This window comes from Phaeodactylibacter luteus, assembly GCF_007993045.1.
Classification (GTDB): domain Bacteria; phylum Bacteroidota; class Bacteroidia; order Chitinophagales; family Saprospiraceae; genus Phaeodactylibacter; species Phaeodactylibacter luteus.
In genome coordinates, this window is record NZ_VOOR01000084.1 from 1 (window position 1) to 10,921 (window position 10,921).

Below are 10,921 nucleotides of genomic sequence, written 5' to 3' on the forward strand. Positions count from 1 at the left end.
AATATCTAAGGTATTTTAATTGGTAGACAATCAGAATACAGTCATCTGTTAATGTAACTGATATTTAAATATTTCAAATTTGTAAAATCAATGAAAGGACGGTGGGGTAACATGCAATTTGCTTGGGGGAATTATGTTTGGCTCCTTTGTGTATTTTGTGAAAACAGCAAGGCTTCTTCGAGGTGTGAAATTGTTTTTATTGTCACAAAAAGTAAGTATTTGTATTATGCTTCTTCAATACTCTCATAATTTTAGGGTGAACATCAGTAAGTCAGTCTGGGCGTAAACTAGAATGTCGCTAGTGTTCAACCTTGTAGGCTTTAGGATGGAGCCGGCCTAGCGCTGCGCAGGGGTGTCAAGCCCGATAGGGCCGAGCGGATAGCGAGCCCCGGAGCATAGCGGCACCTGCCGCCAGGCAGGGGCAGGCCCCTATCCTTGCGGAGGGGGCAGGCAAAAAACGACAATTTGGTTTGCGCCCGTCAGCCTTCGGTCCTGAACCTGTTTTGCAATTAAATAATATGCACAAATATTTTTATGATCAATCTGGGCAAAAGCTATGAGCTCTTTTCCGTGGTTATTATTCTTTTTCTAGGAGTGGTAATTCCAGTCAGTGCCGAAGAAACGAAAGAGCAGGAATTATCGTATGAAACAATAAAGGCACTGCTCCCGGAAGAGATGGATAAGGCAGAGCCACTGATTGACGCTTTCTATGAAACAGCGGTACAAAACGGAAAAGACTCTCTGCTCGCTAAGAGTTACTATTTATATGGTCTGTACCATTATTACCGGGGGGAGCTATACTTATCGATCGATAGTTATCTAAAAGCCCTGGAAACCGATTATGCAGCTCAAGATATTGAGTTCGCTGGCGCCTGTTGGAACAACCTTGGTATCAACTATGATTACCAAGGTTACCCGGGTAAATCTATTGAGGCTTACAACGCGTCATTAAAAGCTGCGGAGGAGCTCAACGATTCGCTAAGCATAGGGCAAAGTTGGATTAACATAGGGCTGTTAGAGGTCAAAAATGGGGAGTTGTTGCAGGGTGAGAAGATATTGAACAAGGCATTAAGCTTCTTTGAAGTACTTGGGGATACCCTGAATATGGCATTGTGCTGCCAAAATTTGGCTGTGACGGCTAAGAAGGCGGAGGACTGGGAGTTTTTTAAAGCCTATACAGAACGTGCGCTTGAGTTGTTTTCAGCAAAAGGCTACAGGCTTGGGGTTGCACAAATGAACAACAACCTCGGCGTATATTACTCTGTAGTAGGCCAAAACACAAAGGCAGAATCCTACTACGAGATAGCGATAGATCAGGCGAGGCAGGTTGGAAATATCCTCCTTTTAGGGAGTATCCTGATCAATCAGGCAGATCATGCTGTACAAAATGGAAAGTATGGCCAAGCGGTTGATTTAAAGAAAAATGCATTACAATTATTTCAGCAGGCAAAAGCAAATGATCGCATCGAGCGAGCTATGATTGAGCTGCTCGACCTCTTTGCTGTTTTGGGCGATTACGATCAGTTCAAGGCTCAGCTTGAGCACTACGTCCGGTATAAGGAAGAATTCGCATCGAGTACAGCTGCTACAAGATTCACAGAATTAAAGTCGCTCTATGAGCATGAGCGACACATGAGCCAAATCAAACAGCAGGCCTATGAGCTGCAGCAGAATCAACGGTTCCTGATTCTAATAGGGGTAAGCTTGGCTGTTGCTTTGACCGGATTACTGGTATTGAGCCTGCTGTATTTTAAAAATCGACGGCTAGTACGGTCGCTTTACAAAAAAAATAAAAATGCCCTTAGGCAAACGCATTCAGCATACCCGCATGAGGTTCCGGATATAGCACCGCTAGAGCAGGTTGCCGGTACAGATAAGGACGCGGAAAAGGCTCATCTCACAACGGAAGAAGCCAGTATAGAAAGCGTTGACCGGCTGGAACAGCTCTTTCTTGACATCAATGCATTGGTCGATGGCTTGAAATTGTACAAAAAAACAACTCTGACGTTAAGCGAGCTAGCGAAACAGCTCAATACCAATGAAACTTACATTTCACAGGCCATCAATCAATATGCGTATAAGAACTTCAATACCTTCATCAACCAATTTCGTATTGAGGAAGCGCAGAAACTGATGATTGAAAGCAGGGGAGAGGTAGTCCTCGATCAGCTTATTGAGAACTGTGGGTTCAACAGTAAGTCCACTTTTTACCGTTTGTTCAAGCAGCAAACCGGATTGACGCCCAGCCAGTATTTATACAATGCCAGTCTTGAGGAAGAGTAAACACGAGGAACTCTTTGATGGGCGCAAGCCAGATTGTCGTTTTTTTGGGATGAGGCTTGCCCCCTCCGTAAGGATAGGGGCCTGCCCCTGCCAGCGGGCAGGTGCCGCTATGCTGCGGGGCTCGCTGTCCGCTCGGCCCCTCGCCCTACGGGCGTCGGGTCTGGCCTTCGCCCCCCCCTTCGCAGCGCTAGGCCAATGCCAGCATGAAGCCCGGAAAGCATAAACGCCTGCGACAATTTGGTTCACGCCCTCTTTGATTGTCTTAATGCCCTTGAGCCCTTGAGCTCTTGAGCCCTTGATTTTAGAAGCATTTTCAAAGATTTGGGAGTAGGTTTTCAAAGATTTGGGAGCAGGATTCAAAGATTTGGGAGCAGGATTCAAAGATTTGGGAAGCGGGCAATATGGGTGATGAGCTAATTTTACAGTGCCAGAAGTACAAAGTATAGGAATACTTTTTTTGGTACGAGCCTTTACAGCAGAGATGATTTCGTTGATGTGTTTTGCCGGTATAAACAGTCGTTTCTGCCCGGTAGTCACTTAAACAGGTTGTTACCTGGGCTCGGGTAATAGTACATTAACAAATCATAATATGCACAATCTCATGGAACGAGTAGGTTTACTAACGTTTGTTTTGGCGCTGTTTTGGGTTTTCCAGGGCAGGGCACAGACTCCCGCACCCGGGGAAATTGAATTATCCTACGATAGCAATGTAATTGCTTCCGGTTCAACCACGATCAGCGCAGGTGCTGGTACCGATTACGGTGTGGGTTTTATCGGTAACGATGCCAATCTCCATCCCAGTATTGAATATCAGATTTCTAATACGGATAATTCGGGGATTATTAATGTTTCGAATATCTACTTCGACGGTGATAATAGCACCGATTTTAGTATCAGCGGCATAACCTTCCCAGTGGCGATCGGAGCGGGAGAAAGCATTTCATTTATGGTTGCTTTTGCTCCTGTTTCAGCCTTGTCCGGTCCGGAAGACCTTACTCCTGTAGATTTGGATCGAGTGGCTGAACTACACGTAATCAGCAACGATTTGGACGAAAGTGATTATGCTTTTTCTATTGGGGGTATGGCAGCGGGCGAAGCCACTGTGCAAGTAGGTGTGGAAATAGCTGGAGAAACAAACGATGACATACATGGATATTACACCTTTGCCAATATAGCAGAAGAGCTTTTGGCTACCTACAGTCGCACAGGGGCTGACGGTATAAAGACAGTTTTGGGTGTTGTAGATACCGTGTTTGGTTGTGGCGATAACCGAGGTGTCGGTACCCATCCGAGTAGTGATGATGCGATATTGACCATCAACCCACAGGGGGTATTGCCTGATCAGCGCTGGTACTTCTTTTTTGACGATAACAGTGTAGCTGGTTATCCGGTCAGGAACACAACGGGTTATGCGGGTATTGGCACAACGTTGTACACCGGTACGGGAACGGCAACGGCTTTACTATCTGGTGTAGGCTTGGACGGTGCCTACACGGATTATCTTTTCTTTGTAGAGCCTGCTTATGAGGCGATGATGGGCAATACGCCCACGACTTTTACCAACCTTGAGCTTTTAGGGGAGTACTACGCCGACACCATTTTTTTAGACAGTAGGGTGCTTATTTCAGATCCCGACCTTCAGGTTTTGAATGCCGGACAGGGATTTTACAATGGGAGTACCCTACAGATTGAGCGGCAAGGCGGCGCCAATGCTGATGATTATTTTCAATTGGAAGAAAGCATTCTGTTTAGCCTGCGCAACGATTCTATCTTTACACAGGAGTATTACATTGGCCAATATGACAATACAGGTCATCAAATGACCTTAAACTTTGAAGGGAGTTCTCAGGTGATCGTCTCACAAAGGATGCTTAACGATATTGTTCAGCGCATCACTTATTACAATGCCAATGGGGTTACGGCTCCTCTTTCGTTCTCGTACGTTTTCGATGATGGCACTTCAGAAACAACCGGTATTAAGACCGTCAATCCCAATATAGAGGAAGTGTTTTATGTGGACATCAATGCAACCGGGCTGAACAATGGTACTTCCTGGGTCAATGCGTATAATAGCCTTCAGGATGCGCTGGCCAGGGCGAGTTCAGGCGATCAGGTATGGGTTGCGGCCGGAGAATACCTGCCAACTTCCGGTACCGACCGGGAAGCTTCCTTCCGGGTTGCATCTGGCGTTTCCATTTACGGATCCCTCCCTTCGGGCGCATCTGCTTTGACCGCTCAGGATACTGCGGCTTACCCGACTATCCTCTCTGGAAATATTGGTGACCCTGCAACCAATACAGATAATGTATACAACGTTGTAACATTTGGGCCTGTCAGCGACTTTACACTTCTAAAAGGGCTTCACATTACCGGCGGTTATGCGGATCGTTCGGATAACTTCTTCTACGGCAATGGTGCGGGAGTTTTTAATTCGAATTTTGCCACGGATTCGACTTCCGGAGTTGTTCTGCAAGACCTCATGCTGTACGGTAATACTGCAGTACTCAATGGTGGTGCGGTTTACAGCAATGGTTCAATTTGGATCAGTGGCTGCAATATCTTTCAGAACGAAGCTGAAGATGGCGGTGCAGTTTATAACGGTGGTATAATCAGAATCAGTAGCTGTGATATATCTCAAAATCAGGCGGCAGACGGCAGCGGCATCTATAATGACAATGCTGTTGTAGCCTTTAGTGGCACCAATTGTGTGCTCCGGGATGTGAAAATACACCATAACACTGCTGGCGATGACGGAGGAGGTATCGCCTCTAAGGAAGCTATTTCGGTATATGATTGCGACATTTCCAATAACGAAATTGACGGCAGTGGGGGTGCATGTTATTTTGATTTGGATGAGGGGACCTTGGGAGACTCCATTAGGATTGTTCGTACAAAGCTTAACAACAACCTGCTCACGGATACTGAAGACGAGGGTACCGCAGTTTATATGAATTCGGATTGCCCTGTACCTCCGGTTGTTTTGTTTGCAGAATGTTTGGTACAAGGCAATGAAGGAGAAGATGGCACTTTCTATTTCGATGTAGATGGTGATAATGGCGATATCATTGTATTTTTGGAAAGCTGTCTGTTTTCGGGCAATACGGTTTATGATGATGGTGCGGCATTGATGGGATCGGATGACACTCAGTTTTGGGTGTACAACACTACATTTGCAGGGAACTACGCAGATGATGACGGTTGTGTGATCGAGACCGGATCTAGTTCTAAAGCGACCCTCTACAATTGCATTAGTTTTGGCAATGATGCCAATGATGGCAGCGATGGTATTATCGAAGCAGCTGGTGATATCGATATCTTCAATTGCTATTTTGAACATGGAGAAGATCGTATGTCGGTAGACGGAGACCTTTCTGTAAATACGCTTTTTACTGCTGATGACTTCGAGGATGCAGCATTTGAAGACTTTACATTTGATGCAGTAAACGATACGCCTACTGCAGAAGGAAACTTTGCGCTAAGCAAAATCTCGCCACTGGTCAATTTAGGCGATAATGGTTACGCCACCAATTTGGAAAAAGACCTGGGAGGCAATGCCCGCCTTCAGGAAGGCACAGTGGATTTAGGGGCTTACGAGTCATCTCCCCTGTTTTTCACTGGCTTGGGCACTGCAGTATCGCCTTATCAGATTAAGGACTGGGAGCACCTGCACAACGTCCGCTTCAGGATGGATGCACATTTTATACTGATTAATGACCTGGATAAAAACAGCAGCGGTTATCAGGAATACGTAGCTGATACCGGATGGCTTCCAATCGGTACCATGGACGGGGATGTTTTAAATGGCACCGGTACCGTTACTGGGTTCACCGGGCATTTTGATGGACAAGGATACAGCATCAACAATCTGCAAATCGATAATGGCCTATCTTATGGCAACGGGCTTTTCTTTGCATTGGGGGCCTTCGAAGGGGCGAACCTGATGAAGGCGGATGAAGAAGATTTTTTCCCTTCAGTTATAGTTGATCCTAGCTTTTTGGATAGCCTGCAATCTCTTGGCGGTGCTATGGTGCACAATCTAAAGTTGGATAGTGCCACGGTTGGAAGTAGTATTATGTTTTCGGGGGATAACCTGCCGTTGTTCCCTAACGGTATACTAGCCGGTTTTGTCCACAATAGCCAGATTGATAGTATCTCAGCTTCAGGTACCATACGTATGGGGGGAGGTGTTGTTGGTGCTGTTTTGGAATCACAGGCAACGAATACGCAGCTCTCTTTCCTTACTACACATATAGAAAACGAGCTATTGGGTGCTGGAATTGCAGGCTGTCTTGGCATAAATACATTAGTTACAGACAGCCGGGCTCATATTCAAAGTAGTGATCAGGGCTTGCCCGTTGGTATATCGTTGCTCAACGCTGGAGCAGTCAGTAGATGCTTCGCGACTGTAACGTCAACGCTAGCCACCCCCTCGCCACCATTTTTGCCTTCAGGCATTAGCTGGTTGTTATCAGGCAAGATAGAGGAATCGGCTGCACAGGTTAACTTTTCTTTTGGGGCTGGTTTGGCTGCGTTTAGCCTCAGCGGGCAGATCAATAATGCATATGTAACCGGTAATATTGCTCAAGGGGCTGGGGTGGTTTATCAAAACAGTGGGCTGGTCGGAAACACCTACGTTGCAATTGAAACGGACTCGGTTGCCGGGCTCTTCGGTATAAATTCAGGAATGGTTTCTAATAGTTTTTGGGATGCGGAGCTGTCTGGTTTGTCGGAGAGCGCTGCTGGCGAAGGGAAAACGACCTGTGAGATGAAAGCAGCAGACCTCTTTACAGCAGCTGGCTGGGATTTCGAAGGAGAAACCAATAACGGCAATGAGGAAATTTGGCGCATCGTTGACAGTGCAAGTACTGTATCCTACCCCTACCTGTCTGCTCTGACTTACGATGCCATTGGAGCGGTACCAGAAGTGAATCCGATTCCAGGGTTGGATACCTTACTGCCTACTGCAGTTTGTATGGATATTACTGCTTATCTGGATGCATCGGGCGAGGCCAGTATCATGCCAGGCGATATTGGGGCTGGCAGTATGATTAGTTGCGATACCTTGACGCTATCGCTGTCCCAAACCGCCTTCAGTTGTGATGAACAGGGTGAGAATACTGTGGTTTTGACGACAACAGATAGCGCTAACAATACTGACACTTGCTCAGCTATAGTGACGGTGTTAGATACAATCGCTCCGGTAGCGTCCTGTACGGATCTGACGGTATATCTGGATAACGCTGGCGAAGGAACGATCAGCCCTGCACAGGCAGATGGTGGCTCAACGGACAACTGTGGTTCGGTCAGCCTGTCGTTATCGGATAGTACATTTACCTGTGATGATTTGTCTTTGAATACCGAGGCTATACTCGGTAGTGGCGCAGGCTTCCGAAGCCCACAGTCAGCTAGCAGTGTTTCTGTTGTATTGATCGCTACAGATGGGAGCGATAATATTGATAGTTGCATGCTTACAGTAACAGTACTGGATACGATATCTCCGGTAATGGCTTGTACTGATGTACCCGTATTGCTAGATGAAATGGGCGCGGCTTCGATTGACGTTTCGGACGTTGATACAGGAACCACAGACAACTGTGGCACACCGATGCTGCAACTGTCGCAGACCTCCTTTAGCTGCTCGGATATCGGTGAGGTATCCGTATCTCTAACGGCAACGGACGGCAGTGGCAACAGCAACAGCTGTGAGGTAATGGTCACCGTTTCCGGGCCTGATACGGACTGTGACGGCGACGGGCTGACGAATGCGGAAGAGGATGAGCTGGGCACAGACAGTTTTGCTGCTGATACGGACGGCGACGGCGTCATTGACGGTACGGAAGTATCTGATATGACCTCCCCGACGGATGCCTGTTCTTTTGTGCTGGGCAGCCAAAGCGTTGCGCAGGCAACAGATTGGAATATGAGCGACTGTGACGGCGACGGGCTTTCGAATGCCGAGGAGGCAGATACATACAGTACCAATCCGTTAGAAGCGGATACGGATGGGGATGGTGTCACAGATGGTTCCGAAGTAGCTGATAGCAGCAGCCCGCTGGAAATCTGTGACTACGTATATAGTTCGGTCACCCTGCCAAAAGGCGAGGCATGGGCCAACGAAGATTGCGATGGCGACGGGCTGAGCAATGAAGTGGAAGGAGATGAGGCCACAGACACGGACGGTGACCTTGTCCCGGATTGTTTTGATCTGGACAGCGACAACGACGGGCTGCTGGATGCAACAGAACAAGGTACTGGTCAAGGTAATGATAATACTGCTTTCCTTGCTATGATTGCGGCCGATATAGATGGGGACAGCATCCTCAACTTCCGCGATGTGGATAGTGACGGCGACGGTTGCTTTGATGCCGTGGAGGCTAGCGATGACCTGACTCCGGCAGATCTGGATAGTGAAGGGCGCATTCCAGGTGGTGTGGATGAAAATGGTGTCCCGCTTACGGCAGGGATGGAAGGCTTTGCTGCGGCAGAAGCCTGGAGCAGCAACGAAATTGCAGGAGAATTCTGTGGTTCGGACATTGGGGGATATGTCTGGCTGGACAACGACCGCAACGGCTTGTTCCTGCAGCAGGAAGCCTCGCTGCCGGGCACAAGCTCCATGCCCTCATCAGAGGAAGTGCTGCCTGGCGTACAGGTGCGCCTGTACGGTACCGACCTCAACGGAAATCCTGTTGACGAGGTGCAGACCGCGGACGCTGATGGCTACTACCTCTTTGAGCTGGTGCTGGCGGGCGACTACTGCATGGAGGTCAGCTTTGAAGGGCTGGACAATGCGGAAGACTACGTGCTGACCATCCCCAATGTAGAGTTCAACACGATCGACAGCCTGGACTCTGACTACTCCCTGGAAGGGGAGCTGTGCTTCACTTTGGAGGCGGGAGCATCGAGTGTCTATGACCTTAACGCGGGCGTTTTCCTTGATGCGGACGGGGACTTTATCCCGGACGTGAACGATCCGGACATTGGCGGCGAGATGCTGGACCCACAGGGTTTCATCTACTGTGAGAATACTGGCGAGATCATCAGCGGAGCGACCATTGAGGTAACGGGCCCGGGCAATGTGACGGTGATCGCGGACGGCTCTACAGGCTTCTATCAGTGGTTTGTGGACGCAAGCGGGGTCTATACGATGACACTAAACACACCAAGCGGCTATGGTATCAGCACGGACTGCACCGACAGCGGGCAGCTGGACCCAGAGCCTGGCATTACAATCGTGGGCAGCTCAGAGGAAGCGATGAGCGGCTTCATGGAAGACGCATCCTGCGGTGCGAACCCTTTCTACATGGAGTTTGTGCTTTCACCGGGCGACCTGGTGCTGAACAACAACCTGCCGCTGGTATGCGCCGAGATCGGCGACCGTGCATGGAAGGACTTCGACCGTGACGGGCTGCAGAGCCCTGGCGAGCCGGGCTTAGGCTACACGGAAGTGCGGCTGCTGGACTGCGCGGGCAACGGCGTGGACACAGTGGTGTCGGACATCGAAGGGCGCTTTTTGTTCACCGGGCTTCCTGCGGGCGGCTACGTTCTGGACTACGAAGGGCGTGCCGAATGGGGCGGCAGCCTGCCGAACCTTTGGTCATATGCGGGCTATCAGGCCGGCGCAGCAGAGCTGGACTCCGATATTACGGCGAGCGGTTCTACGGAGTGCGTGACGCTGGGCGTAGGGGAGAAGGACTACACAGTGGACGGCGGCTACGAAGTGCCGTACACATACAGCTGCAACTGCGACGGCTCGATCACTTTGGAGTGGTCACCGGTCAGCGGGGAGGCTGGCGTGACGTACACGGTAGACATAGAAGACAGCGCGGGCAACCCGGTGCTGGACTACGTGAACATGACAGAAACGAGCGTGACGATCGCCCACGGCACGCTGCAGAACGGCGAAGAGTACCGCCTTGCGGTCACGGAGAACATCAGCACGAGCAATGTGGTATCCATCACCGGGCCACTGTACGCAGACTGCAACCCTGTGCCAATGGCATCGGTCATAAGCGCTGCGGGCCCTGCCTGCCCCGGCGGCACAGACGGCAGCGTATCGTTTGAGCTGGAGGAATCAGGCTGTGCGGGCCGCTACGCGGTGTACCTGGAGCAGGATGGCAGCGATATATTGGTTGCAGCGGACACGACGCTTGCGGGCAGCTTCAGCGTGAGCGGGCTTGGCGAAGGCAGCTACAGCCTCCGGGTAGAGCTATTGGACACGCTGAGCTGCGGCTACGGCTTAGGGTGCTTCCCGCTGGAGGTGGAAGATTTTGTGTCCCTGTCCAATCAGGATAGTGAGGCGCCTGCACTGGCCGTGAGCACGGCCACGGGCACGCCGGCGGCAGATGTTTCCTATGCGTCCCCAGAAGGGGAGTGCGGCGTACAGCTGGAGTGGCTGGCAGAGGTGTCTGACAACTGTACAGCAGGAGGTGCGATCGCGCTGAGCGTGAGCATCGAGAGCGATGTAGCAGGCGCGGCCCCCTGGGCAATGGCGACACAGACGAGCTCCGGCTATGCGGTGAGCCTGTATGCGGGCATAGGCACGAACACGGTAGTGCTGACCGCCACAGACGAGGCGGGCAACAGCACGGAGCTGTCCTACGAGATCACGGTAGTGGACAGCCGGGCGCCTGAGATCACA

The 10,921-nt window shown here is 50.1% G+C and carries 2 protein-coding genes; both read left to right on the forward strand.

From position 1 onward, the window contains the following. Positions 1 to 534 precede the first annotated feature (534 nt). Positions 535 to 2,283: a tetratricopeptide repeat protein gene (locus FRY97_RS20930; RefSeq protein ID WP_147169576.1), complete on the forward strand. Its 1,749-nt coding sequence runs from the start codon at positions 535 to 537 to the stop codon at positions 2,281 to 2,283. A gap of 601 nt (positions 2,284 to 2,884) precedes the next feature. Then, the coding region (locus FRY97_RS20935; protein WP_170254810.1) for an SdrD B-like domain-containing protein at positions 2,885 to 10,921 on the forward strand (8,037 nt) is incomplete at its 3' end.